This window comes from Microtetraspora fusca, from assembly GCF_001570365.1.
Lineage (GTDB): Bacteria > Actinomycetota > Actinomycetes > Streptosporangiales > Streptosporangiaceae > Microtetraspora > Microtetraspora fusca.
This window is the reverse complement of the sequence record NZ_BBYK01000040.1, coordinates 44736-71039: the sequence shown is the minus strand read 5'-3', so window position 1 is coordinate 71039 and position 26304 is coordinate 44736. Positions and strand designations below refer to the sequence as shown.

The following is a 26304-nucleotide window of genomic DNA, read 5'->3' as shown; positions in this document are numbered from 1 at the left end:
GCGCGGGGAGGACGTCAGTGCGTGTCCGGAACGGGGACGCGGCGCACCAGCTCGGCCACCACCTGCTCCGGCTGGCGGCGCTGCCCCTGCGCCTCCAGGCTGGGCAGCAGCCGGTGCGCGAGCACCGGCACCGCCAGCTCCTGCAGGTCGTCCGGGATCACGTAGTCGCGGCCGGACAGCGCGGCGTGCGCCCTGGCTCCGCGCACCAGCTGGAGCGTCGCGCGCGGCGAGGCGCCCAGGCGCAGGTCCGGCGATCGCCTCGTCGCGGTCACCATGTCCACGGCGTACTTCTTCACCGCCTGGGAGACGTAGACCGCGCGGACCGCCTGGATGAGCGCGCGCACCTCGGCGGTCGTCGCCACGGGCTCCAGCTTGCCGAGCGGCTGGGACGCCCCGTGCACGTCGAGCATCTCCAGCTCGGCCGTCGGCTCGGGGTAGCCCATCGCGATCTTCGCGGTGAAGCGGTCCCGCTGCGCCTCCGGAAGCGGATAGGTGCCCTCCATCTCGATCGGGTTCTGGGTCGCGATCACCATGAAGGGCGACTCGAGCTCGTACGTGACCCCGTCGACGGTGACCTGGTGCTCCTCCATGCACTCCAGGAGCGCGGACTGCGTCTTGGGGGAGGCACGGTTGATCTCGTCGCCGACGACGATGTTGGCGAAGACGGGGCCCGGCTTGAATTCGAACTCCCGGGTCTGCTGGTTGTAGGCGCTGACGCCGGTGATGTCGCTCGGCAGCAGGTCCGGGGTGAACTGAACGCGCCTGACGGGGCAGTCGATGGACCGGGCCAGCGCCTTGGCCAGCATCGTCTTCCCGACACCTGGCACGTCCTCGATGAGGAGGTGGCCCTCCGCCAGGAGGACGGTGAGGGTGAGGCGGACCGCGTCGGCCTTGCCCTCGATCACCGACTCGATCGCCCGGCGGATCCGGTGCGCGGTGTCGACCAGGTCTTCCAGCCGATTTCCGGCGTCGGGGGCGACGTCGCTCGTTAGTGCCACCTGGCCTCCAAGAGGATGCGCCCGCATGAATGGGGCGTTTGACGTTCCTTATCCATTCTGTGCACCGACCTTATGACGCCTCAGGTTCTTGGGCGACTTTGTCCGGAAATCCGGGTGAACTGCCCATAGTGTTATGAGCTCGTTTCTCGTTGAGGTCGCGCGGCCGTCCGAATCCCGTGACATAACTCGCTCCACTTTCCTCCACACCGGCTCCAGGGGCCGCCGGAAACCTCGATGCGGCCGGGGTTCCCGCCCCGCGGAGGCGGGTTCCGACACGCCCGCACGGGGGTCGCGGGGCTCCCGGGCGCCCCACTCCGCACCACCTCAATTGACCTGCGGAAATGCGAACGAAATAGCCCGCGACGAGGGCCGGAATCGGTTGACGGTGGGGAGAAGTGGAGTATGGTGGTGCGCAGTGGAGGGCAGGGGCGAAAGCGCTGAGCGCTCCGCAAGGCACGGGAGGTGGAGCCGGTGTTCCTCGGCACCCACCAACCGCGTCTGGACGACAAAGGACGGCTGTTCCTGCCGGCGAAGTATCGCGAGGAGCTGGCGGAGGGTCTTGTGATCACCAAGGGCCAGGAGCGCTGCCTCTACGTCTTCCCCGTAGAGGAGTTCCAGCGCATCACCGAGGCTCTGCGCACCGCGCCGGTGACCGCCAAGGCGGTCCGGGACTACAGCCGAGTCTTCTTCGCGAGCGCGTCCGACGAGACGCCGGACAAGCAGGGACGGATCACGATTCCCCCGAGCCTGCGGCAATACGCAGGCCTGGAACGTGACTGCGCCGTCATCGGAGCAAACACTCGCCTGGAAATCTGGGACGCCGTGGCCTGGGAGGCCTATCTGGCGGAGCAGGAGCAGGCGTTCTCCGACCTTTCCGAGGAGGTGTTGCCCGGAGTTCTGTAATTCATGAGATCGGATCTCGCGTCGGCGAGATCAGGAAAGACCCGTCGGTGACGTTCGGCGAGGTCTCCACCCGCTCCCCGCGGCACCTGATGCACCTTCCCCGGTGTCAGGTTCCGCGGCCGGCAACGCGGATGGGGACCTGGCCGGGCGGGCCGCCTCCCCGTACGGGAGCGGCCCTTTGGGTGGGGGATCCATAGAAGATCGCCGACGGTGGCCGCATATCCGCGAGCTTTGCAGCGGCAGCATTTTGGGGGTTTACAGCGTTGTCGGAGTTCTCCGAGCAGCCGTCCGGTCACGTTCCGGTCATGCTCGATCGCGTACTGGATCTTCTCGCTCCGGCGTTGTCCGGGCCGGATCCCGTGGTCGTCGACGCCAATCTCGGCCTGGGCGGGCACGCTCAGGCGCTGCTCGCCGCCCACCCCTCCCTCCATCTCGTCGGCATCGACCGCGACCCGACCGCCATCGAGCGGTCCACCGCGCGCCTGGCGCCGTACGCCGGGCGCACCACGATCGTGCGCGCGGTCTCCGACGAGCTGACCGACGTTCTGGACCGCATCGGGCGGCCGAGGGTCAACGGCGTGCTGTTCGACCTCGGCGTCTCCTCACCCCAGCTCGACGAGGCGGAGCGCGGCTTCGCGTATTCGTACGACGCGCCCCTCGACATGAGGATGGACCCGGACCAGGAGCTCACCGCGGAACTGGTCGTCAACACGTACTCCGCCGCGGAACTGACCCGCATCCTGCGCGACTACGGCGAGGAACGCTTCGCCGCGCGCGTGGCCAGTTTGATCGTCAAGGAACGGTCCAAGCAGCCCATCACCTCCACCAAGCAGCTCGCCGACCTGGTCAGGTCGGCGATCCCCGCCGCGACCCGGCGGACGGGGGGCAACCCCGCGAAGAGGACTTTCCAGGCCTTGCGCATCGAGGTGAACGAGGAGCTCACCGCTCTGGAGCGGGCGCTGCCCGCCGCCCTCGACGCGCTCGCGCTCGGCGGGCGCGTGGTCGTGCTCGCCTACCACTCCTTGGAGGACCGGCTCACCAAGCAGGTCCTCGTGGCGCGAACCAGGGACACCAGCCCCCCCGGGCTCCCGGTCCCGCTCGAGGCTCACCAGCCCCGGTTCCGCCTTCTGACGAGGGGAGCGGAGCTCCCGGACGAAGACGAGTTGGCCCGCAACCCGCGGGCGGCGTCGGCCCGGTTGCGGGCGGCAGAGAGGATCCGCGAGGGATGAGGACTGAGCAGGAGAGCCGGCAGGCGGCGCGACGCGTTCCCGCGAGGGGGCGCACGGCGGTGCCCACCGCCGGCCGCGCCCAGAACGGACGCGACGGACGGCAGGTCCGCGAGGGTGAGACCGCGGATCCGCCCGCGCGCGGCGCCCGCGTCCCCGCCGAGCGGCGCGTCCCCCCGGCCGAGCCGCCGGTACGGCGCGGCGCCCGGAGCGCGACCGCCGACCCCGCGAAGAATCCCGCCGGGTCCAGGAGCGCGACGGTGCCGAGGAGCCGGACCGCGACCTCCGCCGCCTCGACGACGACGACCACGACGGCGCCGGCCGCCGCCGCCTCGCGGAGCGCGAGCACGCCGAAGGGAAGGACCGGCGCGAGCGGCCGCCCGGCGGCGAAGAACGCGCCGACGGCGGGCGCCGCCGCGAAGGGCGCGGCGGCGAAGGGAACCGCGGCGAAGAGCGCGGCTGCGAAGACGACGGCGACGCGGTCGGGCACGACCACCACCCGCCAGGCCCCCGCCCGTCCGGCCCCCGCGCGCCAGGCTCCGGCCCGTCCGGCACCCGTACGCGAGGCGCCCGCGGCGGGCCCGACCACCACGGCCGAGCCCGTCGCCCTCAGGCGGACCCGGCGTCCGGCACGGTCTGCCGCGCCGGCGACCGACGCCGCCGCCGCGAGGAGCGGCAGGCGGCCGCCGCGCGCGCCGTTCGTGCTGCTCGTCGTCGGGCTGCTCTGTGGCGGCCTGGTCAGCCTGCTGCTGCTGAACACCGTGCTCGCGCAGGATTCGTTCGAGCTGAGCGACCTGCGTTCGGGCACCGAGCGGCTGCGCCAGCAGGCGGACGAGCTCGACAACCAGGTCCGCATGCTGACCCAGCCGAACGCGCTCGACGAGCAGGCCCGCGGCGGCTCCAAGCTGGACACCAACCAGACGGCCCCCCCGCGCTTCATCTCCTCCGAGCACGAGTCCGGCACGCGTACCGGCGGTGAGACGGAGGGCGCAAACCGGTGAGAGAGGGCGGCGGCCGGAACCCGGGGCCCGGCCGCGGCGGCCCGGGCGGACGCGGCGGTCAGGGACCGGGCGGCGGTTCCGGCGGGCGTGGAGGCCAGGGCCCCGGGAGCGGTGCGGGCGGACGCGCTCAGGGACCGAGCGGCGGCTCGGGCCGGCGCGGCCCGCAGAACCCCGGGGGCGGCAGGTCCGTCCCCGGCTCGGGAAGACCGTCGTCCGGCTCCGGACGGCCCGCCTCCGGCTCGGGGAAGCCCGTTCCCGGCGCGGGGAAGCCCGCGTCCGGATCTTCCGGCAAACCGGCGTCCGGCTCCGGACGACCGGCCCCCGGTTCGGGCGGCAGACCCGCGACCGGCTCGGGACGGCCCGCCTCCGTCCCGGGGAAGCCCGCGAACGGCTCCGGCCGTCCCTCGTCCGGCTCCGGCCGTCCCTCGTCCGGCTCCGGCCGTCCCTCGTCCGGCTCCGGCCGTCCCTCGTCCGGCTCCGGGCGGCCCTCGTCCGGTGCCGGAGCCCGTTCCGTTTCCAGTGAAGGCCGCACCGACGGCCACGCCGGCGGCTCCCCGAAGGCCCCCCGTCCAGGCGGCCCGCGCCGTACGGGGGAGGACCCGGCCAGGGCGCGGCGGCCCGGTGAGCCGCGCCCCGGAGGGCCGCGCGGCCCGAGGGATGACGACCGGGAGGAGACCGTACGCACGCGCGGCCTGCGCGGCTCCGGCCGGCCCCCGGGCAACCAGCCGCCCGGGAACCCGCCGCCGCGGCCTCCCGCCGTGCTGCGCCTGGGCAACCCCGAGCGGCGGCTGCATGCGGGGCTGATCGCGATGGCGTTCGTGCTGTCGCTGTTCGCGGGGCGCCTCGTCCAGCTCCAGGGGCTCGACTCGAAGGTGCTCCAGGCCAAGGCGGAACGGCAGCGGGTCCAGCCGGAGAACCTCCCCGCCAAACGCGGCTCCATCACGGACGTGAACGGCCACGAGCTGGCCCTCACCAAGGACGCGGCCGAGATCTACGTCGACCCCCACGAGGTGGACCCCAAGAAGCGGGAACAGGTGAGCGGCACGCTCGCCAGGGAGCTGAACCTGCCCAAGGAGAAGGTGGACGCCGCGCTCGCGAAGACGCAGCAGCGGTACATCCCCCTCGACCGGGACGTCGACCCGCTGCGCGCCAAGAAGATCATGGGGATGAGGTTCAAGGGCGTCGGTTCCAAGCCGACCTACCGCCGCATGTACCCCGGAGGCAGGCTCGCCGGAGGCCTGATCGGCTTCGTCGGCTACGACGGGCACGGCCTCGAGGGCCTGGAGCGCACGTACGACAAGGTCCTCGCGGGGCAGGACGGCCAGCAGAGCATCGAGATCGGCCGCGGCGGCGAGCGCATCCCGATGACGCGCAGCACGCGCAAGGAGCCGGTCGCGGGCCGGGACGTGCGGCTGACCATCGACCGGGACATCCAGTGGGCGGCCGAGCAGGCGATCGACCGCCAGGTCCAGGCCAGCAAGGCGGTCAGCGGCAGCGTGATCGTGATAGACGTCAAGACCGGCCAGATCCTCGCCATGGCGAACTCGCCCGGCGTGGACCTGAACCACTGGGACACCGTTTCCGCGGAGGACCGGGGCAACCGGGCCGTCTCCGAGGTCTTCGAACCCGGCAGCACCAACAAGGTGATCACCGCCGCCGCGGCGATCGAGCACGCCGGGGTGACGCCGAACACGGTCTTCCGGGTGCCCGATCACATCCAGTGCGCCGACCGCTTGCTCAGGGACGCCCACCCGCACCCGCCGGAGAAGCTCACCTTCACCGGGGTCATCGCCGAGTCCAGCAACGTCGGCACGATCATGGCCGCGCACAAACTCAGCAACCAGCGGCTCTACGACACCATCCGGGCGTTCGGGTTCGGCTCCGTCAGCGGCGCGGGCCTTCCCGGCGAGGAGGCCGGCCTGCTGCCCGACTGGCGGGCCTGGTCCGGCAGCCAGCGCTGCACTGTCGCATACGGCCAGGGAGTCTCGGTCACCGCGCTGCAGATGGCGAGCGTCTACCAGACGATCGCCAACGGCGGCGTGCGCGTGACGCCGTCGCTGATCGCGGGCACCACCGACGGCCACGGGCGGCTGGTCCCGGCCCCCGCCCCGAAGCAGACCCGGGTGATCAGCGAGACGACCGCCAAGCAGATCTCCGCGATGCTCGAAGCCGCCGTCGGCAACGACGGCACGGGAACGGAGGCGGCGATCCCCGGATATCGTGTGGCGGGAAAGACCGGCACCGCCATGCGGTACGACCAGAAGTGCGGCGGGTACTGCGGTTACACGGCCACGTTCGTCGGCTTCACCCCGGCGGACGCGCCGCGCCTCATGGCGCTGGCCGTCATCCAGGATCCGAAGAAGGGCCATTACGGCGGGGCGGTGGCCGCGCCGGTGTTCAAGGAGGTCATGAGTTTCGCCTTGAAGACCAGGAAGATCCCACCGACCGGAACGAAGGCGCCCAAGGCCGTCCTTCGCGCCGGAGAGTGACGGGGGAAGGTACGCTCTCGCCGTGCGTCCCCCGTTCTCCATGCGTCCCGAGGCCGTCCCGGCCCGTCCGTTGTCCGGTCTGACGGCCCTTCTCGGCACGTCCTCAGCGGTGCCCGCGCCGGGCGCCAAGGCGGCGCGCGGCGCCGTCACCGGCATCGGCATCGACTCCCGCCGCATCCGCCGCGGCGATCTGTACGTCGCCCTGCCGGGCAAGAACGCCCACGGCGCCACCTTCTCCCGCGAGGCCATGGCGGCGGGTGCGGTGGCGATCCTCACGGACGAGGAGGGCCGCGACGCGGCCGTGGCGACCGGCCTGCCGGTGCTCGTCGTGCCCGACCCGCGGGCCGTGCTCGGTGAGGTCTCCGCCTGGGTGTACGGCCGGCCCGCCCGTGACCTCACGGTCATCGGCGTGACGGGCACCAGTGGCAAGTCGACCTCGACCTTCCTGCTGGAGGCGGGCCTGCGGGCCGCCGGGCACCGCACCGGCCTGGTCGGCGGCGTGGAGATCCGCGCGGGCGATCTGCGGTTCGCCCCGGAGCTCACCACCCCCGAGGCCAGCGACCTGCACGGGCTGTTCGGGTTGATGCGCGAGCAGGGCGTGACCGCCGCCGCGATGGAGGTCTCCAGCCACGCCCTCGCCCTCGGACGCGTCGACGGGGTCTTCTACGACGTCGCGATCTTCACGAACCTGTCCCAGGACCACCTGGACTTCCACAGCGACCTGGAGGACTACTTCTCCGCCAAGGCGAAGCTGTTCACCCCCGAGCTGTCCCGCGTCGGCGTGGTCAACATCGACGACCCGTACGGCCGCGAGCTCCTGGGCCGGGCCAAGGTGCCGACGACGACGTTCTCCGCCAAGGGCGCCCCGGAGGCCGACTGGCGGGCCGAGGACGTGCGCCTGGGCGCCGACGGCAGCGCATTCCGCGTGGTCGGTCCCGGGGGAGTCGAGGCCGAGGTCTCGGTGTCCCTGCCCGGCCCGTTCAACGTGGCCAACTCCCTCGGCGTGATCGTCGCGCTCGTCGAGGCCGGCGTCGGCCTCCAGGCGGCGGTCGACGGGATCTCCGCCTTCGGCGGGGTGCCCGGCCGGATGGAGCGGGTGCCGGGTGCGGTCGGCTTCCAGGCGATCGTGGACTACGCTCACAAGCCCGGTGCCGTAGAGTCGGTCCTCGGCTCGCTGCGCGAGGTGACCCAGGGTCGCCTCGTCGTCGTGCTGGGCTGCGGTGGCGACCGCGACCGCGGCAAGCGCCCGATCATGGGAGAGGCGGCCGCGAGGTTGGCCGACGTCGCGATCCTCACCAGCGACAACCCCAGGAGCGAGGATCCGCTCGCGATCCTGGCCGCGATGATGGAGGGAGCGCTCAGGGTGCCCAAGGGCGAACGAGCGCATGTGATCGTGGAGCCCGACCGGGCCGCCGCGATCGAACTCGCGATCGCGGGCGCGGCGCCGGGAGACGTCGTGGTCGTGGCCGGCAAGGGCCACGAGCAGGGGCAGTACGTCGAGGGACGGGTCATCCCCTTCGACGATCGCGAGGTGGTCGCCCAGGCCATCTCCAGAAGAGGAGGCCGAGCCGGGCACGAGGCGGGGCGGGACGCTCCGCCGCACCGTGCGTGAGGCGCGGCCGAACCGACCGATCAACGTGATAGAGAGCAGGAAAGACGCATGATCCCGTTGCCGCTGGCCCGGGTCGCCGAGATCACCTCGGGTGCGCTCACCGGCATGGCCGACGCTCGCGCCGTGATCCGCGGCCCCGTCGTGATCGACTCGCGGGCCGTCGAGCGGGGATCGCTGTTCGTCGCGATCAAAGGGGAGCGCGCGGACGGCCACGACTTCGCCGCCCGCGCCTGCGCGGACGGGGCGGTCGCCGTCCTCGCGACCCGGCCCGTCGAGGCGCCGGCCGTGATCGTGGAGGACGTTCAGGCCGCCCTGGCCGCGCTGGCGAACGCCGTGGTGTCCAAGCTTCCCGACACCACCGTCATCGGCGTGACCGGTTCGGCCGGCAAGACCACGACCAAGGACCTGCTGGCCAGGCTCGCCGCCCGGATGGGCCCCACCGTCGCCCCCGTCGGCTCGTACAACAACGAGATCGGCCACCCGCTGACCGTGCTGCGGGCGGACGAGGCGACGCGCTTCCTGGTCCTGGAGCTGAGCGCGCGCAACATCGGCCACATCGCCGACCTGGCCCGGATCGCGCCGCCGCGGATCGGCGTCGTGCTGAACGTCGGCACCGCCCACCTCGGTGTGTTCGGCGGCAAGGAGGCGATCGCGCGGGCCAAGGGCGAGCTGCCGGAGGCGCTGCCGGAGGACGGCGTGGCCGTGCTCAACGCCGACGACCCCCTGGTCGCCGCCATGGCCTCCCGCACCCGCGCCCGGGTGACCTTCTTCGGACGCTCCGCCGACGCCCATGTACGGGCCGAGGACGTGACGCTCGACGGCCGGGGCCGCGCGTCCTTCACGCTGCGCACGCCCTCCGGCGCCGCCCCCGTACGGCTGCGCCTGTACGGCGCGCACGCGGTGGAGAACGCGCTGGCGGCGGCAGCGGCGGCGCACGAGCTGGGGCTCCCCGTCGGGACGATCGCCGAGGAGCTGTCGGAGGCCGAGCCGCGCAGCCGCTGGCGCATGGAGGTCACCGAGCGGGCCGACGGCGTCACCGTCGTCAACGACGCCTACAACGCCAACCCCGACTCGATGCGGGCCGCGTTCGGCAGCCTCGCCGTGATCGGCGAGGGCCGGCGCAAGTTCGCGGTGATCGCCGCGCTGCGCGAGCTGGGAGAGGAAAGCGCGGCGCTGAACGAGGAGCTCGGACGGCTCGCCGCGGGCGCCGGGCTGGAGGGGCTGATCGTCGTCGGGGAGGACGCCGGGCCGGTCCTGGCGGGCGCGCCGGGCGCGCTGTACGTGCCCGACGTGGAGACGGCCGCCGCCGAGCTGTCGGCGCGGCTCGCCCCCGGAGACGTGGTGCTGGTGAAGGGGCCGCGGGCGGAGGCGCTGGAACGGGTCGCCGAGGCCCTGCTCGGAGGTGACGACCGGTGAGGAACATCCTCATCGCCGCCGCGGTGTCGCTGCTGCTGTCCATGGCCGGCACCCCGCTGGCCATCCGGCTCTTCGCCCGGCGCGGCTACGGCCAGAACATCCGCGAGGAAGGCCCGTCGGGGCACTACGACAAGCGGGGCACCCCCACCATGGGCGGCACCGTGATCGTGATCGCCGCGCTGATCGGATACTTCAGCGCGCACCTGATGACGTTCTTCTCCGCGACGGCGGAACCGCCGACGGTGTCGGCCCTGCTGGTGCTGTTCCTGATGACCGGCCTCGGCCTCGTCGGGTTCCTGGACGACTTCATCAAGATCTACAAGCAGCGCAGCCTGGGCCTGCGCAGCGGTGCCAAGGCGCTCGGCCAACTCGTCGTCGGCGCGGTCTTCGCGGTGCTCTGCGTGCAGTTCCCCAACGCGTACGACATCACCCCGGCGGAGACGCGGCTGTCGTTCCTGCGGGACTTCGGGCCCTCCATCGGGCTGGTGGCGTTCACGATCTGGGTGCTGTTCATCATCGTGGGCTTCTCCAACGCGGTGAACCTCACCGACGGCCTGGACGGGCTGGCCAGCGGCGCGACCGGCGTCGTGCTCGCGTCGTACGTGCTGATCGGCAACTGGCAGCTGCGCAACAGCTGCACGACGGCGTTCGGCCCGAACTGCTACTGGGTGCGCGACCCGCTCGACCTCGCCGTCGTCGCCGCCGCCGTGCTCGGCGCCCTGGTCGGCTTCCTGTGGTGGAACGCGCCGCCCGCCAAGATCTTCATGGGTGACACGGGCTCGCTCGCCCTGGGCGGCGTCATCGCCGGCCTGGCGTTCACCACCCGCACCCAGCTCCTGCTGGTCATCCTGGCGGGCCTGCCGGTGGTCATCACCGCGTCGGTCATGATCCAGGTCGGCTTCTTCAAGATGACCGGGAAACGGGTGTTCCGGATGGCCCCGCTCCAGCACCACTTCGAGCTGAAGGGCTGGGCCGAGACCACCATCGTGGTGCGGTTCTGGCTGATCGCCGCGCTCTGCGCCGCCGCCGCGCTCGGCCTCTTCTACCTCGAATGGATGCCCAAGCAGTGAGCGTGGTCGTGGTCGCCGGGCTGGGGGTCTCCGGCGCCGCCGCCGCCCGCGGCCTGGCCGCCATGGGGGAGCGGGTCGTCGTCCTGGAGGCGAACCCGGGCGAGCGCCAGCGGGCCGCCGCGGCCGAGCTGGCCCCCCTCGGCGTCGAGGTGCGGTTCGGCGAGCCGATCCTGCCCGACGGGGCCTCGCTCCTCGTCACCTCGCCGGGATGGCGCCCCAGCCACCCGCTGCTGGCCGCCGCCGCACGGGCCGGCGTCGAGGTGATCGGCGAGGTCGAGCTGGCGTGGCGGCTGCGGGCCACGGACGGCTCCGCCGCCCCGTGGCTCGCCCTGACCGGCACCAACGGCAAGACCACGGCCGTACGGATGCTGACCTCGATCCTGATCGAGGCCGGGCACCGCGCCGTCGCCGTCGGCAACGTCGGCGTCCCGATCGCGGCGGCCGTGCGCGAGCCGTACGACGTGCTGGCGGTCGAGCTGTCCAGCTTCCAGCTCCACTGGTCGTCGAGCCTCGCGCCGCAGGCCGCCGCGCTGCTCAACGTCGCCCCCGACCACATCGACTGGCACGGCTCCCTGGAGGAGTACGCCGCCGCCAAGGCGCGGATCTTCGAGAACTCGGATGTGGTCGTCTACAACGCCGACGACGAGTGGTGCGCGCGGCTGGCCGAGCCGTACCGTCCGGGCGAGGCACGCGCCGGGAACGCCCGGACCGTCGGGTTCACGCTCGGCACGCCGCGCCCCGGGCAGCTCGGCCTCGTCGAGGAGCTGCTGGTCGACCGGGCCTTCGTGGCCGACCCCGTGCGCGAGGCCGAGGAGCTCGCCGACCTCGGCGACATCACGCCTTTCGCACCGCACAACGTCGCCAACGCGCTCGCCGCCGCCGCGCTCGCCCGCGCGTACGGCGTGCCCGCCGACGCCGTACGGCGGGGCCTGCGCGCCTTCACCCCGGATCCGCACCGGATCCAGCACGTCGCCACGGTGGACGGCGTCGACTACGTGGACGATTCCAAGGCCACGAACCCGCACGCCGCGGCGGCGTCGCTCGCCGCCTACCCGTCCGTGGTGTGGATCGCCGGCGGCCAGTTGAAGGGCGCGGACGTCGACGACCTGGTCCGCGGGGCGGCGCCCCGGCTCAGGGGAGCGGTCCTGCTCGGCCAGGACCGCGCGCGGATCCGGGAGGCGCTGTCGCGACACGCCGCGAATGTTCCGGTCGTGGACGTTCCGGGGCAAGACACTGGAGTCATGGACCGCGTCGTCGGGGAGGCCCGGCGGCTCGCCTCACCCGGGGACACCGTGCTGCTCGCGCCCGCCGGGGCGTCGCTGGACATGTGGCCGGGGTACGGCGCGCGCGGGGACGCCTTCGCGCGGGCGGTCCGCCGGCTTTCCGGCTAAGCAGTCACGCCGGGGGATTCGAGGACGAAAGCACATATGACGAGTGAGGCGGCGGCGGAGAAGCCCGCGAACGCGCACGACACGCTCCGATGGCGGGCCAGGCTCCGGGAGCTCCTCGGGCGGCCGCTGGTCTCGTACTACCTGGTCCTCGGATGCAGCGCGCTGCTGCTCGCGCTCGGGCTGATGATGGTCCTGTCGGCGTCCAGCATCGAGTCGATGCAGATCAGCCCGGGGCGTTCGCCGTTCTACCTGTTCCTGCGGCAGGTCGGCGCGGCCGCCGTCGGCCTGCCGATCATGTACGCCTGCTCGCGGCTGCCCCGCCGCTTCTTCCAGCTCGCGGGCTATCCAATGCTGGCGCTCTCGATCATCGGCCTGGTCATGGTGATCTTCATCGGCGCCACGGAGTTGGGCGCGCAGCGGTGGATCTACGTCGGCGGCTTCACCTTCCAGCCTTCGGAGCCGGCCAAGCTCGCGCTCGTCCTCTGGGGCGCCGACATGCTGGCGCGCAAGGCGCGGGGCGGCCTGATCGAGTGGAGGCACCTGCTGGTCCCGCTCATGCCGGGCGTCGCCATCCTGGCCGTCCTGGTCATGCTGGGCCGCGACCTCGGCACGACGATCGTCCTCATGCTGATCTTCCTGACCCTGCTGTGGGTGGTCGGCGCTCCGGTGCGGCTGTTCGTCGCCGTGCTCGCGCTGCTCGTGCTCGCCACGGCGATCATGATCATGGTTGAGCCGTACCGGATGGCCCGGCTCACCGGGTTCCTGCACGTGTGGGACTCGGCGACGGGCGACGGCTACCAGGCGGCGCAGGGACAGATCGCGATGGGCACCGGCGGCTGGTTCGGCCTCGGCCTGGGCAGCAGCCGGGCGAAGTGGGACTGGGTGCCGCACGCGGAGAGCGACTTCATCTTCTCCATCCTGGGCGAGGAGCTCGGCCTGATGGGCACCCTCGTGGTGGTCGCGCTCTTCGGCCTGCTCGGCTACGCCGGGCTGCGGATCGCCTCCCGGGTCAGCGACCCGTTCATCCGGCTGGCCGCCGCCGCGGCGGTCGCGTGGATCGCCGGCCAGGCGATCGTCAACATCGGCGCGGTGATCGGCGTGCTGCCCGTCACCGGCATCCCGCTGCCACTCGTGTCCTACGGCGGATCGGCCCTGTTGCCGACCCTCGCCGCGCTTGGCATGTTGTTGTCGTTCGCCAAACAGGAGCCGGGAGCCGCCGAGGCCCTCGCCGCTCGTGGACCGGGACCGGCCGCTCGGGCTTTAAGCTGGCTTGGCCTGGGTCGTCCCGCGGCGAGAGCGAGATCTCGCCGCGCGGGCCGATGACCCGGCGCTCGATCCGACCCGAGGGCAGGGAGTGACATGAGGGTGGTCCTCGCCGGCGGAGGCACGGCCGGCCATATCGAGCCGGCGCTCGCGCTGGCCGACGCGCTTCGCCGACTGGACCCGGCGATCGGAATCATCTGCCTCGGCACCGAGAAGGGCCTGGAGACCCGCCTGGTGCCCGCCCGGGGGTACGAGCTCGCGCTGATCCCCGCCGTCCCGCTGCCCCGCGCGCTCACGCCGCAACTGCTCACCGTCCCCGGCCGGCTCGCCGGGGCGATCAACGCGGCGGCCGGCGTCCTGGACCGCGTCCAGGCGGACATCCTGGTGGGCTTCGGCGGTTACGTGGCCACGCCGGGCTACCTCGCGGCGCGCCGGCGCGGTGTCCCGATCGTCATCCACGAGGCCAACCCGCGGCCGGGGCTCGCCAACCGCCTCGGCGCCCGGATGACCGACCACGTCTTCACCGGCCACCCCGAGACCGCGCTGCCGGGCGCCCAGTGCGTCGGCATCCCGCTGCGGCGCGAGGTCGTGACGGTGGACCGCTTCTCCCTCGGGGACAAGGCCAGGTCCTACTTCGGCCTGGAGTCCGACCGCACCACCCTGTTGGTCTTCGGGGGCTCCCAGGGGGCCCGCTCGATCAACCAGGCGGCGCTGGAGGCCGCCCCCGTGCTGCGGGCGGCGGGCATCCAGGTGCTCCACGTGATCGGTCCCAAGAACACGGTCGAGATGGAGCCGCCGCCCGGCGACCCGCAGTACGTGATCCTCCCGTACGTGGACCGGATGGACCTCGCCTACGCCGCGGCCGACCTCGTGCTGTGCCGCAGCGGCGCGATGACCTGCGCCGAGCTGACCGCGGTCGGGCTGCCCGCTGCGTACGTCCCGCTGCCGCACGGCAACGGCGAGCAGCGGCTCAACGCGCAGCCCATCGTCCAGGCGGGCGGCGGCATCATGGTCGACGACGCCGACCTGTCGGCGGAGTGGATCGTCCGGATGCTGCTGCCGATCCTCCAGGACCCGGAGCGCGTCGCGATGATGTCCGAGGCCGCGTCCCGGATGGGCCGCAAGGACGCCGACGACATCCTGGCCCGCAGGGTCCTGGAGATCGCCCACCGATGAGAAGGAAGACGGTGCGAGGAGTGGGGAACCACCAGTGAGTCTTGTCAAGCTCGTACGGACCGTCCCGGCGGAGGAGCTGGGACGGGTGCACTTCATCGGCATCGGCGGCGCCGGCATGTCGGGCATCGCGCGCATCCTGCTCAAGCGCGGCGTGCCGGTGTCCGGAAGCGACGCCCGCACCTCCGAGATGCTGCGCGAGCTGCGCGAGCTCGGCGCCGTCGTGCACGTGGGCCACGCCGCCTCGCACATCAAGAACGTGGACACCGTCGTCGTCTCCACCGCGATCCGCGACTCCAACCCGGAGCTGGGCGAGGCGCTGCGGCAGAACCTCCGCGTCATCCCGAGGGCCGCGGCGCTGGCCGCGGTGATGAGCGGCCGGAACGGCATCGCGGTCGCGGGCACCCACGGCAAGACGACGACGACCTCCATGCTGACCGTGGCCCTGCAGAAGTGCGGCGCCGACCCCTCGTACTGCGTGGGCGGGCAGCTCGTCACCACCGGCCTCGGCGCCGACGAGGGCAACGGCGAGGTCTTCGTGGCCGAGGCCGACGAGAGCGACGGGTCGTTCCTCATGCTCGCGCCGCGCATCGCCGTGGTGACCAACGTCGAGCCCGACCACCTGGACAACTACGGCGAGCCGCAGGCCGTCTACGACACCTTCGCGCGCTTCGCCGAGCGGGTGGAGTCGGTGCTCGTGCTCTGCGCCGACGACCCCGGCGCCGCCGCCCTCGCGCCGGCCGCCAGGGAGCGCGGCCTCAAGGTCGTCACGTACGGCGAGGCCCCCGACGCCGACCTGCGCGTCTCCGGGATCGTCCCGAAGGGGCTCGGCCTGGAGTTCACGGTGGAGGGCCACGGGAGCGTCCGGCTCACCGTCCCCGGCCGGCACAACGCGCTTAACGCGACGGCCGTCCTCGCGGTGGCCCTGGAGCTCGGCCTGCCGTTCGACGAGATCAGGGACGGCCTGGCGGTGTTCACCGGGGCCAAGCGACGGTTCGAGGCCAAGGGCGAGGCGCACGGCGTCTCCGTGTTCGACAGCTACGCCCACCACCCGACGGAGCTGGCCGCCGACCTGCGCGCGGCGCGCGATGTCGTGGCGGAGAGCGGCCGGGTGATCGCGGTCTTCCAGCCCCACCTCTACTCCCGCACCCGCTTCTTCGCCGACGACTTCGGCGCGGCCCTGGGCCTGGCGGACGAGGCGATCGTCCTGGACGTGTACGGCGCCCGCGAGGATCCCGAGCCGGGCGTCTCCGGCGCGCTGGTGGCCGGGAAGGTGCCGCTGCCCGCCGATCGCGTCGCGTACGCGCCGGACCGGGCCGCGGTGCCCGCGCTGGTGGCCGGACGGGCCCGGCCGGGGGACATCGTCCTCACCATGGGCGCGGGCGACGTGACCGAACTCGGCCCTCTGATCGTCGAGGAGCTGTCCGCGGGATGAGCGGTGCCGGGAATCGCGGGCCCGACGGCCGGCGAGTCCCGGCGAGTCGCCGGGTGCGACGGCCTCCGGGCTGCCAAGGTGGGGAGCCGAACACCCGAGCGCGCCGTCTCGGCGCGGCCTCCCGCCGATCGGAGTGAGACGTGAGGACGACCATCTGGCGAGTGGGTCTGGCGACCCTGCTGACGGGTGGCGTGGTCGGCGCGGCGACGTGGCTGGTCCTCTTCTCCTCGGTGCTCGGGGTGCGCGACGTGCGGATCACCGGCAACGTGAGCGTGCCCGCCGACGAGGTGCGGCGCGCCGCCGGGGTCGCGCCGGGCACCCCGCTGGCGCGGGTGAACCTCGATGAGGTGCGCGGGCGGGTCGCCGCGCTGACCCAGGTGGAGTCGGTGCGGGTGGATCGGGCCTGGCCGGGGACCCTCCAGGTCTCCGTCGTCGAGCGCACCCCCCTGGCCCTGGCGAGGGTGGACGGGAGGGCCGTGATGATGGACCGCTACGGCGTGGTCCTGGGTGACGCGGGCCCGGCCGTCCGGCTCCCCCTGCTGCGCGTCCAGCGGCCCGTCGCCGATGACCCCGCCACCAGGTCGGCGCTGGCCGTCCTCGCGGCGCTCCCCGACGGGCTGAGGGGGCGGGTGGACGAGGTCGGCGCGCCCTCGCCGGCGTCGGTCACGCTGCGCCTGACGGACGGCCGTACGGCCGCGTGGGGCGACGCGGAGCGCTCCCCGGAGAAGGCACGGATCCTGGAGTCCCTGCTCCGGAGGCCGGCTCGCTCCTACGACATCAGCTCCCCCGACGTGGTGACGGTGAAGTGAGATTTCTCACCACCCACGCGATCACGCTGGACAGTCGTGATCAAAATCGCATGCGAATCGGACACGCCGCGACACGCCGGACGGCGCTTGCGGCGAGGTTAGTTGACCCTGGGGGATGGGCAACCCTACTGTCCGTATCAATCTTCAGGTTGACATAACTCTAAATCTCAACTTGAGGGTGAGAGTTTTGAGACAGCGCGGGTACCCCCCGCATCCAACGCAAACGAGCGGAAAGGCCCCTCGTCGTGGCAGCACCGCAGAACTACCTCGCGGTCATCAAGGTCGTCGGCATCGGCGGCGGCGGAGTCAACGCCGTCAACCGGATGATCGAGGAGGGACTCAAGGGCGTCGAGTTCATCGCCATCAACACCGACGCCCAGGCGCTGCTGATGAGTGACGCCGATGTGAAGCTTGACGTCGGCCGCGAACTCACGCGCGGCCTGGGCGCCGGAGCCAACCCCGAGGTCGGCCGCAAGGCCGCGGAAGACCACCGCGAGGAGATCGAGGAGGTCATCAAGGGCGCGGACATGGTCTTCGTCACCGCGGGCGAGGGTGGCGGCACCGGCACCGGCGGCGCCCCGGTCGTGGCGAACATCGCGCGCTCGCTCGGCGCCCTGACCATCGGCGTGGTCACCCGGCCCTTCAGCTTCGAGGGCAAGCGCCGGGCGATGCAGGCCGAGGCCGGCATAGAGACCCTCCGCGAGGAGGTGGACACGCTGATCGTCATCCCGAACGACCGACTGCTGTCCATCTCCGACCGGCAGGTCAGCGTGCTGGACGCGTTCAAGGCCGCCGACCAGGTGCTCCTGTCCGGTGTGCAGGGCATCACCGACCTGATCACCACGCCCGGTCTGATCAACCTGGACTTCGCCGACGTCAAGTCCGTCATGTCGGGCGCGGGCTCCGCCCTGATGGGCATCGGGCACGCCCGCGGCGACGACCGTTCGGTCGCCGCCGCCGAGATGGCGGTGTCCAGCCCGCTGCTGGAGGCCAGCATCGACGGCGCGCACGGCGTGCTGCTGTCGATCGCGGGCGGCTCCGACCTGGGCCTGTTCGAGATCAACGAGGCGGCCCAGCTCGTGTCCAACGCGGCGGCCGTGGACGCCAACATCATCTTCGGCACGGTGATCGACGACGCCCTCGGCGACGAGGTGCGGGTGACGGTCATCGCGGCGGGCTTCGACGAGCCGACCCCGGCCAAGCCCGCCGCGCCGCCCCAGGCCGCGAACCGGTCGCAGCCCGCCCGGCCCGAGCCCGCCCGTCCGGCGGCCTCGGCGCCCGCCCGTCCCGCCCCCGCGGCGGCCCCGGCCAAGCCCGAGCCGCGCGCGGAGCAGCCCGCTCCGGTCCGGCCGGTCTCCGCGCCGTCCATGCCGGTCACCCCGGTCGCGGCTCCGGCTCCGGCCCCGGAGCCCGAGGCGGTGCAGCCGCCCAAGCCCGCGGTGACGCCGGTGTCCGTGCCGGAGGACCCCGAGCGCCCGGTGGCGTTCCCCAGGGAGAGCGCGTCCGAGAGCCCGCGCGCCGAGCAGAGCGTGTCGGGCACCGCTCCGTTCTCCATCCCGCGCCCCACGCCCGAGCCGCCGACTCCGATCACCTCGCGCGTCAGCCAGCCGGCCAGCCGCCGGCCGGTGGTGTTCGAGGAGCAGGAGGAGGAGCTCGACGTGCCCGACTTCCTGAAGTGATCTCCCCCACACGCGAGTACAAGTGAACGACGCACGACGCGAGGAGCTCGCGGCGGGCCTGGCCGCGACGGAGGCGCGCATCCGCGACGCCTGCCGTGCCGCCGGCCGGGACCCTTCCGAGATCACGCTCATCGCGGTGACCAAGACCTACCCCGCCTCCGACGTACGCCTGCTCGCCGGGCTCGGTGTGCGGGACGTCGGCGAGAACCGCGACCAGGAGGCCGCCCCCAAGGCGTCCGAATGCGCAGATCTGGGCCTCACCTGGCATTTCATCGGCCAGTTGCAGACCAACAAGGTCCGCTCGGTGGTCGCCTACGCCGACCTGGTCCACTCGGTGGACCGGGTGCGGCTGGTGGACGCGCTGAGTCGCGAGGCGGTCCGGGCGGGCCGGGAGATCGGTTGTCTCATGCAGGTGTCGCTCGACCCCGCCGCGCCCGCCTCGGGGGGCGTGGCGGAGCGCGGAGGGGTGGCCCCCGCCGACGTCCCCGAGCTCGCCGAGGCCGTCGCCCGGGCCGAGAACCTGCGGCTGCGGGGCGTCATGGCGGTCGCGCCGCTCAGGCGGGACCCCGGTCCCGCCTTCGCCCGTCTCGCGGAAATCGCCCGCACGCTCCGGAACGATCACCCGGGGGCGGACGTTGTATCGGCGGGGATGAGTGGTGACCTTGACGAGGCGATCGCGAACGGCGCGACACACGTGCGTGTCGGTACGGCGTTGCTCGGCCGCAGAAAGCCCTTCGTCAGGTAATGTCCCCCAAGTGGACCTTGGTGTCCGCATCCAGGTAGAGGTCGATCAGCGGTCAGCTCCACGGGGGTACGGCTACCGCCCTGGCCTTCCAAAAGGGACCTAGAAGGCATGAGGGGGAGGGAGCCGGGCCGAACCGGCCGGGACTGCCAGGCAGGACCGACCGGCGTGGTACGGCGACCGACCCGGTGACACGGAGGACGACGAGAGATGGCCGGCGCGATGCGCAAGATGGCGGTCTACCTCGGTCTCGTGGAGGACGACCGCTACGACGACAGGTACGTGACCGAGTACGCGAACGACGAGGACTACGCCGACGACGACTACGAGTCGGCGCGCCGCGGATTCTCCGCCGGGGGGCAGGGCGGGCAAGCGGCGTCTCAGGAGCACGACGAGGACGGTGACGCGTCGATCCCGGCGCCTCGACCCTCGACCACCGTGCTCGAGCGGCGTACGACCGATCTGGCACGGATCACGACCCTCCATCCCCGCACGTACAACGAGGCGCGCACGATCGGGGAGCACTACCGGGAGGGCACTCCGGTCATCATGAACCTTACGGAGATGGTCGACAGCGACGCCAAGCGTCTTGTCGATTTCGCGGCAGGTCTCGTCTTTGGCCTACACGGCAGCATCGAACGTGTTACGAACAAGGTGTTCCTGTTGTCCCCAGCCAACGTCGAGGTGACCGCCGAGGACAAGGCCCGAATCGCGGAACGCGGCTTCTTCAACCAGAGCTAGAGTTCCATGTATGAACAGTGACCGGCTCAGCGGTGCCCAAGGGGACCGGAGACTGCGGAACAGGATGGGGGTGAGGCTCGACCGTGGGGATCGTAGGTGAGATCTTGGTCGCTGTACTCTCTCTCTACCTCGTTCTGCTGATCGGCAGAATGATCTTTGATACGGTGCAGCTCTTTGCCCGCTCCTGGAGACCTTCCGGGGTCGTCCTGGTAGTGGCGGAGGTCACTTACACACTGACCGACCCGCCTCTCAAATTTCTCCGCCGTTTCATTCCGCCCCTCAGGTTGGGTACGGTGGCCTTTGACCTGAGCTTCACAGTGCTGTTCATTGTGGTCTTGGTCTTGATCCAAGTCGCGTCCGCGCTTCGTTGATCGGGAACCGTCCCTCCGGACAGACTCCAAGCGCGCCAAGGAGACTCACATGCCGCTGACGCCCGCCGATGTGCGGAACAAGCAATTCAGTACCACCAGGCTGAGGCCTGGGTACGACGAGGAGGAGGTCGACGCTTTCCTGGACGAGGTAGAGGCGGAACTCGACCGCCTCATCCAGGAGAACGAGGAGCTTCGCGCGAAGCTGGCCGAGTGCATGCGCGGCAAAGTGCCGGGCGGCATGAACATGGCCGGGGGCATGCAGATGGCCCCCGCTCCGGTCGCCGAGCCGAAGCCCGAGATGATGGTGCCGCAGCCCGAGCCCATCAAGCCTCCGGAGCCCGTCCGCCCCGAGCCCGTCCCCGTCGGCATGGGCATGCCGCCCGCCGAGGACAACATGGACACCGCGGCCCGGGTGCTCGCCCTCGCCCAGCAGACCGCCGACCAGGCGATCGCCGACGCCCGCCGTGAGGCGGACGAGACCGTGACCCGCGCCCGGCGCGAGGCCGACGACATCCTCGGCAAGGCCCGCCGCCAGGCCGAGCAGATCATCGGCGACGCCCGCGCCCGCGCCGAGACGCTCGAGCGTGACGCGCAGGAGCGCCACCGTCAGGCCATGGGCACCCTGGTCCAGAACCGCGACGAGCTCGAGCGCAAGGTGGAGGAGCTGCGCAGCTTCGAGCGGGAGTACCGCAGCCGCCTCAAGCTCTACCTGGAGCAGCAGCTCGCGGACCTGAACGTCTCGGCCGAGAACAGCGGCGGCTTCCCGATCGTGGGTGCGCCCCCGGCCATGGCGCACGTGACCCCGGGCGCCCAGCCGATGCCGGTCAGCCCGAACCCCTTCGGCCAGGAGCCCTCGCCTCACTCGGGCGCTTTCCCGACCCCCGACGGCCCCCACAACGACCGCCGGTAAGGCGAGGGGTCGCGTCACCCGCGCGACCCGCTTCTCGGAGTTCCCCCCGTGATCCTTATCAGTGCCGCGCTGGTGCTCGTCGCGATCGGCCTGCTCATCGCAGGCGTGGTCCTGGCGAAGCCGTTTCTCGTGATGTGGTCGATCGTGGTCAGCGTGCTGTCCGCGGTCTGTTTGCTGATCGGGGCGATGCTGAGGCGCCATGAACTGTTCCCGGCCGGCGGGCGTGCCGCCGCGGAACCGGTTCCGGCTCCTCAGGGCCCGGCCGCGGCCGTACCCCAGATGGCGCATGCCGGCGTCCCCGGGCATCCGGGTATGCCGGGGCAGGTCGGCCTTCCCGGACACGTCGGGCATCCCGCTTTCGGCGGGCCCCCGGCTCATCCGGTGACCCATCCCATGATGGGGGTCCCGGCCGTTCCCCCTCCGGGGGCGCCGGTGCCGCACGCCTTCCCCCAGCAGCGGCCGCCCGCGCGGCCCGCGACGGCGGGACGAGAGCTCGGTCCGGACGTGATCGTGCTGGTCATCCCGGGGAGGAAGCGGTTCCACCTGGCGGACTGCCGCCAGCTCCAGGGTCGCGAGGCCGAGGAGCTCACGCACGAGGAGGCACGCGAGGAGGGCTTCACGCCCTGCACCGCCTGCGTCCCGGAGGCGGTGGCGCGGGTCGCCGCCGACACCGAGGAGAACGCGGGGGCAGGCGACGCCTCCGGACCGGCGGCGGCGGACGACACGATGCCCGGCCTCACGCGGCCCCGTGACGTCGCCGGACAGAGCGCGACCGAAGGTGGAACGGCGGGCGACCCCGTGGCCACGGCGGCCGCGGACGACGCCGAGGACACCACCTCGGCGGCTGCCGAGAGCACGACCATTGACGACGAGCCGGTGGACCCGGCCGAGACGACGGATCCCGGGCGCGCCGGGTCCGCCGAACCGGCCGGCTCCGCCACTGTGACGATGCCACGCTCCTTCTTCGACCCGGCCGTGCGGCCGGGCGAGGCGGCCGGTACGGCTTCGCCCGATGTCGTGATGGTCATGACCGGCACCCGCAGGTATCACCGCGCCGGCTGTCCGCTGATCAAGGCCGCCCCCCAGGGGGGACTGGAGACGATGACCACGGAGGAGGCGGAGGACGCGGGGCTCACCCCCTGCTCCATCTGCGCCGCGTAGGCGTCCTGATCCGAAAACCCGGCGGCGGGGACCCGAACAGGGGTCCCCGCCGCCGGGTTTTTCACGTTGGTCAGGGTGAGTGAGATGCCGAGGCCGGACTGTGGGTCCCCGCCGGAGCGGGGACCCACAGGGGCGCCGTCAGGCGCGGCGGAGCTGGAAGACCAGCCCGAGGTCGTCGTCCTCGTGCCGGGGCAGGCCGTCCTGGGAGCCCTCGGTGAACGCGGTGGCGAGGACCTCGTCGGCGATGGTCCGGCCTCCCTCGCGGAGGGCCGCGGCCAGGTCGTCGCCGCGCGCGGACCACCACAGCTCGATCCGGTCGGTGATCGCGAGCCCGGTGGACTTCCTGGCGTCCTGGACGAGGCGGATGACCTCGCGGACCAGGCCTGCCCGGCGCAGCTCGTCGGTGATCTCCAGGTCGAGCGCGACGGTCTCGCCGGTGCCGGTGTCCACCGCCCCGGTCTCCACGGCCCAGCCCGAGCGCGGCTGCTCGGTGACGATCACGTCGTCCGGCCCGAGCTCGACCGTGCCCAGCTCGCCGGCCTCGACCGTGGCGGCCGTACCGGACCTGAGGGCCTGGGCGAGCGCGGCGGGGTCGGCGGCGCCGACCGCGGCGGCGACCAGCTTGGTCTGCGAGCCGAACCGCTTGCCGAGGGAGCGGAAGTTCGGCTTGACGGTGAACGTCACCAGATCAGCCGAGAATCCGGACATGTCCTGAAGCGTCTGCACGTTCAGCTCGTCGGCGATCAGCTCGCGCAGCTCACCGGGCAGGGCGGCCCAGCCGGGCGCGCCGATGAGCGCGCGGCCCAGCGGCTGGCGGGTCTTGACCGAGGAGGAGGCGCGGGCCGAACGGCCGAGCTCCACCAGGCGGCGGACCAGCGCCATCTGCTCCGAGAGGGCCGGGTCGAGCACCGCCTCGTCCACCTCCGGCCACGTGGACAGGTGGACCGATTGCGGCGCGTCCACCCCGCGCAGCACGTCCCACACGTAGTCGGTGAGGAACGGCACGAGCGGGGCCATCAGCCGCGTCACGGTCTCCAGGCACTCGTACAGCGTGGCGAACGCGGCGGCCTCGCCGGACCAGAACCGGCGGCGGGAGCGCCGGACGTACCAGTTGGACAGGTCGTCCAGGAACTCCGTCAGCCGGCGGCCGGCTCGAGCGGTGTCGAACTCGTCGAGGGACGCCGTCACCTCGGCGACGGTCCGGTGCAGCTCGGCCAGCGCCCACCGGTCGATCAGCGGGCGCTCGGCGCGCGGCGGGGCCTCGCCCACCCTGGACGGCGACCACGACTCGGCGTTGGCGTACAGGGTGAAGAACGACGTCGTGTTCCAGTAGGTCAGCAGGACCTTCCGGATGATCTCCTCGAGCGCGGCGTGGCCGATCCGGCGGGGCGCCCACGGCGAGCCGGAGGTCGCCATGTACCAGCGCAGGGAGTCGGCGCCGTGCTGCTCCATGAGCGGCATGGGCTGCAGCACGTTGCCGAGGTGCTTGCTCATCTTGCGGCCGTCCTCGGCGAGGATCAGGCCGAGGCAGAGCACGTTCTCGTAGGAGGAGCGGCCGAAGACCAGCGTGCCCACGGCCATCATCGAGTAGAACCAGCCACGGGTCTGATCGATGGCCTCGCAGATGAACTGACCCGGGTAGGAGCGCTCGAAGGTCTCCTTGTCGACGTGCGGCGCGCCCCACTGGGCGAACGGCATGGCGCCCGAGTCGTACCAGACGTCGATGACGTCGGGGACCCGCCTCGCCTCGGCACCGCACTGTCCGCAGGGGAAGGCGACGTCGTCCACGTAGGGGCGGTGCGGGTCGAGCGCGGACACGTCCCGCCCGGCCAGTTCGCCGAGCTCCTTCAGGGAACCGACGCAGGTGACGTGGGAGTCGTCCTCGGAGCAGACCCACAGCGGCAGCGGGGTGCCCCAGTAACGGGACCGCGACAGCGCCCAGTCCACGTTGTTGCGCAGCCACTCGCCGTACCGGCCGTTCTTGATCGTGCCGGGGAACCAGTTGGTCCGCTCGTTCTCGGCGAGCAGCTCGTCCTTGATCGCGGTGGTCCTGATGTACCAGGAGGGGAGCGCGTAGTACAGCAGCGGCGTGTGGCAGCGCCAGCAGTGCGGGTAGCTGTGCTCGAAGTGGCCGCCACGGAACAGCAGGCCGCGCTCGCGCAGGCTGTCGGTCAGCGGCTCGTCGGCGTCCTTGAAGAACATCCCGCGGACCAGCGGGACGTCCGCGAGGAAACGCCCGTCCGGGCCGATCGGGTTGACGACCGGCATGCCGTACCGCTTGCAGACGGCCATGTCGTCGGCGCCGAAGGCGGGCGCCTGGTGGACCAGGCCGGTGCCGTCCTCGACGGTGACATAGTCGCCGAGCACGACGTAGTGGGCGGCGGGGCTCTGCCCGTCGGCGCCCTCCTCGGGGAAGGCGACCAGGTCGAACGGGCGGCGGTAGGCGGTGCGCTCCAGGTCCCTGCCGCTGAAGGTCGCGACCACCTCGGCGTCCTCGCCGAGGACCCGCGTGAGCAGCGGCTCGGCGACCACGAGGATCTCACCGCCGGTGCGCGCCGCGACGTAGGTCACGTCGGGGTGCACGGCCACGGCCGTGTTGGACACGAGCGTCCACGGCGTCGTGGTCCAGATCAGCAGCGACGCGCCCATTTCGGCCAGCGGGCCGGAGGTGGCGGGCATCCGGACGTACACCGAGGGGCTGGAGACGGTCTCGTACCCGCCCGGCTGGCCGAGCTCGTGGTCCGACAGCCCGGTGCCGCAGCGCGGGCAGTACGGCGTGATCCGGAAGTCGCGGAACAGCAGGCCCTTGTCCCAGATGGTCTTGAGCGACCACCAGACGGCCTGGACGTACTGGGGGTCCATCGTGCGGTAGGCCTGGGACATGTCCACCCAGTAGCCCATCCGCTCGGTCATCTCCTCGAACGCGTCCACGTGCCGCAGGACGGACTCGCGGCACTTCGCGTTGAACTCGGCGATGCCGTACGCCTCGATCTGGGGCTTGCCGGAGAGGCCGAGCTCCTTCTCGACGGCGACCTCGACGGGCAGGCCGTGGCAGTCCCAGCCGGCCTTGCGCGGGACGTGGTAGCCGCGCATCGACTTGTAGCGGGGGAAGACGTCCTTGAAGACGCGCGCCTCGATGTGGTGGACGCCCGGCATGCCGTTCGCCGTGGGCGGGCCCTCGAAGAACACCCAGGACGGGCCGCCGGAGTTCTGCTCCAGGGAGCGTTCGAAGACCTTCCCGTCCCGCCAGCGTTCGAGGACCTCGCGTTCGAGGGCCGGCAGGTCGACCTGCGCGGGAAGAGAGCGGAAGTAATGGGAAGACATCGTCGGGCGGGACCTCCACGCGTGGTTGACATGGCGTGAAGGGACGAAGCCGGACCCGGCTCCGCGGTACCACCCTTCTTGACCCGCCCCTCGGGGCAGGCCCTCTCATTCGTGTCGCTGCCGGGTCTACTCGGCTTCGCGCCTTTCTTCCGGCGGCTCCGGGGTGATCTTCGCTCCGTGACTCGCCCCGGGCTCGCACCGTCCCCGGGTCGCTCCTGCGAGTGGGTACGGAGCTACTCGTCCCCATCAACGCCTTGCGAACTAAAACGATAACGCAGAGACCCCGGTGCCAGCTTCCCGAATTTCCCCCGGGGATCACCGTACGGCCGCGTCGCCCCGGGGACCGCACGGGCGGAACATACCGAGACACCGCGATGTTGTCAGGGTGTGCCCTCAGGACGGCAGGGGTTGCAGGACGACGGAGACGGCCCTCGCGGCCGTCGCCTTCGCTTCCCGGGGCCGTGAGCGGGGGGCATCCGGCGGCCACGCACGCGGGGGGAAACGTACGCGGGGAAAGGCCGGGGCAGGGCTGAGGAGATCGAGGGGAACGATGACGGGTTCGCGGAAAGCGGCGCTCGCCTGCGGGCCGG

General features: G+C 72.1%; 21 protein-coding genes. 18 read left to right on the top strand and 3 right to left on the bottom strand.

Translation table 11 applies throughout. The annotated features are described in order from the left end of the window. Window positions 1–14 precede the first annotated feature (14 nt). Window positions 15–1025, bottom strand: coding sequence for an AAA family ATPase (locus AWQ68_RS05730; RefSeq protein ID WP_373281500.1), 1011 nt, complete (start codon window positions 1023–1025; stop codon window positions 15–17). A 444-nt stretch (window positions 1026–1469) separates the two neighbouring features. Here AWQ68_RS05730 and mraZ point away from each other — a divergent pair, with 444 nt between their 5' ends. The 3 genes from mraZ to ftsL all read left to right on the top strand — a co-directional run bounded on the left by mraZ (window position 1470) and on the right by ftsL (window position 4128). Beyond that, window positions 1470–1901, top strand: coding sequence for a division/cell wall cluster transcriptional repressor MraZ (gene mraZ, locus AWQ68_RS05725; protein WP_066936595.1), 432 nt, complete (start codon window positions 1470–1472; stop codon window positions 1899–1901). Between the two features lie 263 nt (window positions 1902–2164). After that, window positions 2165–3130 (top strand): 16S rRNA (cytosine(1402)-N(4))-methyltransferase RsmH, encoded by a 966-nt coding sequence (gene rsmH, locus AWQ68_RS05720; RefSeq protein WP_066935835.1) that lies wholly within the window; start codon window positions 2165–2167, stop codon window positions 3128–3130. Further along, a complete protein-coding gene (ftsL, locus tag AWQ68_RS05715; protein ID WP_066935832.1) occupies window positions 3127–4128 on the top strand; it encodes a cell division protein FtsL in 1002 nt (333 codons plus the stop codon). Before rsmH ends, ftsL begins: the two co-directional genes overlap by 4 nt. Before the next feature lie 127 nt (window positions 4129–4255). Here the strand turns inward: ftsL and AWQ68_RS44665 are convergent, their stop codons facing one another. Next, window positions 4256–4660: a hypothetical protein gene (locus AWQ68_RS44665; protein ID WP_066935829.1), complete on the bottom strand. Its 405-nt coding sequence runs from the start codon at window positions 4658–4660 to the stop codon at window positions 4256–4258. A gap of 226 nt (window positions 4661–4886) precedes the next feature. Between AWQ68_RS44665 and AWQ68_RS05705 the strand changes: the two genes are divergently transcribed. The 15 genes from AWQ68_RS05705 to AWQ68_RS05635 all read left to right on the top strand — a co-directional run bounded on the left by AWQ68_RS05705 (window position 4887) and on the right by AWQ68_RS05635 (window position 22390). Next, entirely contained in the window at window positions 4887–6617 is a 1731-nt protein-coding gene (locus AWQ68_RS05705) for a peptidoglycan D,D-transpeptidase FtsI family protein (RefSeq protein WP_066935826.1), read from the top strand. 40 nt (window positions 6618–6657) lie between these two features. Continuing rightward, on the top strand, window positions 6658–8229 hold the full coding sequence (locus AWQ68_RS05700) for a UDP-N-acetylmuramoyl-L-alanyl-D-glutamate--2,6-diaminopimelate ligase (protein WP_066935823.1): 1572 nt from the start codon (window positions 6658–6660) through the stop codon (window positions 8227–8229). 48 nt (window positions 8230–8277) lie between these two features. Further along, on the top strand, window positions 8278–9645 hold the full coding sequence (locus AWQ68_RS05695; RefSeq protein ID WP_066935821.1) for a UDP-N-acetylmuramoyl-tripeptide--D-alanyl-D-alanine ligase: 1368 nt from the start codon (window positions 8278–8280) through the stop codon (window positions 9643–9645). After that, window positions 9642–10715 carry a phospho-N-acetylmuramoyl-pentapeptide-transferase gene (gene mraY, locus AWQ68_RS05690; RefSeq protein ID WP_084463681.1) on the top strand — a complete coding sequence of 358 codons (1074 nt, stop codon included), beginning with the start codon at window positions 9642–9644 and terminating at the stop codon, window positions 10713–10715. Before AWQ68_RS05695 ends, mraY begins: the two co-directional genes overlap by 4 nt. Then, on the top strand, window positions 10697–12106 hold the full coding sequence (gene murD / locus AWQ68_RS05685) for a UDP-N-acetylmuramoyl-L-alanine--D-glutamate ligase (protein ID WP_066935819.1): 1410 nt from the start codon (window positions 10697–10699) through the stop codon (window positions 12104–12106). The genes mraY and murD overlap by 19 nt, the downstream gene beginning before the upstream one ends. Before the next feature lie 36 nt (window positions 12107–12142). Next, the gene (gene ftsW / locus AWQ68_RS05680; RefSeq protein WP_066935816.1) at window positions 12143–13429 is read left to right on the top strand and encodes a putative lipid II flippase FtsW; all 1287 of its coding nucleotides are present in this window, start codon (window positions 12143–12145) and stop codon (window positions 13427–13429) included. Window positions 13430–13465: 36 nt separating this feature from the next. Further along, a complete protein-coding gene (murG, locus tag AWQ68_RS05675) occupies window positions 13466–14545 on the top strand; it encodes an undecaprenyldiphospho-muramoylpentapeptide beta-N-acetylglucosaminyltransferase (RefSeq protein WP_066935814.1) in 1080 nt (359 codons plus the stop codon). Window positions 14546–14579: 34 nt separating this feature from the next. Beyond that, a complete protein-coding gene (gene murC / locus AWQ68_RS05670) occupies window positions 14580–15977 on the top strand; it encodes a UDP-N-acetylmuramate--L-alanine ligase (protein WP_066935811.1) in 1398 nt (465 codons plus the stop codon). 140 nt (window positions 15978–16117) lie between these two features. Then, on the top strand, window positions 16118–16786 hold the full coding sequence (locus AWQ68_RS05665) for a cell division protein FtsQ/DivIB (RefSeq protein ID WP_245655765.1): 669 nt from the start codon (window positions 16118–16120) through the stop codon (window positions 16784–16786). A gap of 245 nt (window positions 16787–17031) precedes the next feature. Beyond that, window positions 17032–18465, top strand: coding sequence for a cell division protein FtsZ (gene ftsZ, locus AWQ68_RS05660; RefSeq protein WP_066935808.1), 1434 nt, complete (start codon window positions 17032–17034; stop codon window positions 18463–18465). 22 nt (window positions 18466–18487) lie between these two features. After that, entirely contained in the window at window positions 18488–19210 is a 723-nt protein-coding gene (locus AWQ68_RS05655) for a YggS family pyridoxal phosphate-dependent enzyme (protein WP_066935807.1), read from the top strand. A 207-nt stretch (window positions 19211–19417) separates the two neighbouring features. Further along, window positions 19418–19948, top strand: a complete 531-nt coding sequence (locus AWQ68_RS05650) for a cell division protein SepF (RefSeq protein ID WP_066935806.1) — start codon at window positions 19418–19420, stop codon at window positions 19946–19948. A gap of 83 nt (window positions 19949–20031) precedes the next feature. Next, window positions 20032–20319: a YggT family protein gene (locus AWQ68_RS05645; protein ID WP_066935805.1), complete on the top strand. Its 288-nt coding sequence runs from the start codon at window positions 20032–20034 to the stop codon at window positions 20317–20319. A 49-nt stretch (window positions 20320–20368) separates the two neighbouring features. Next, window positions 20369–21229 (top strand): DivIVA domain-containing protein, encoded by an 861-nt coding sequence (locus AWQ68_RS05640; RefSeq protein WP_066935803.1) that lies wholly within the window; start codon window positions 20369–20371, stop codon window positions 21227–21229. Between the two features lie 48 nt (window positions 21230–21277). Continuing rightward, complete coding sequence (locus AWQ68_RS05635; protein ID WP_066935798.1) at window positions 21278–22390, top strand: hypothetical protein; 1113 nt, start codon at window positions 21278–21280, stop codon at window positions 22388–22390. 138 nt (window positions 22391–22528) lie between these two features. Here AWQ68_RS05635 and ileS read toward each other — a convergent pair whose 3' ends face one another. Then, on the bottom strand, window positions 22529–25714 hold the full coding sequence (gene ileS, locus AWQ68_RS05630; protein WP_066935795.1) for an isoleucine--tRNA ligase: 3186 nt from the start codon (window positions 25712–25714) through the stop codon (window positions 22529–22531). Between the last annotated feature and the right edge of the window lie 590 nt (window positions 25715–26304).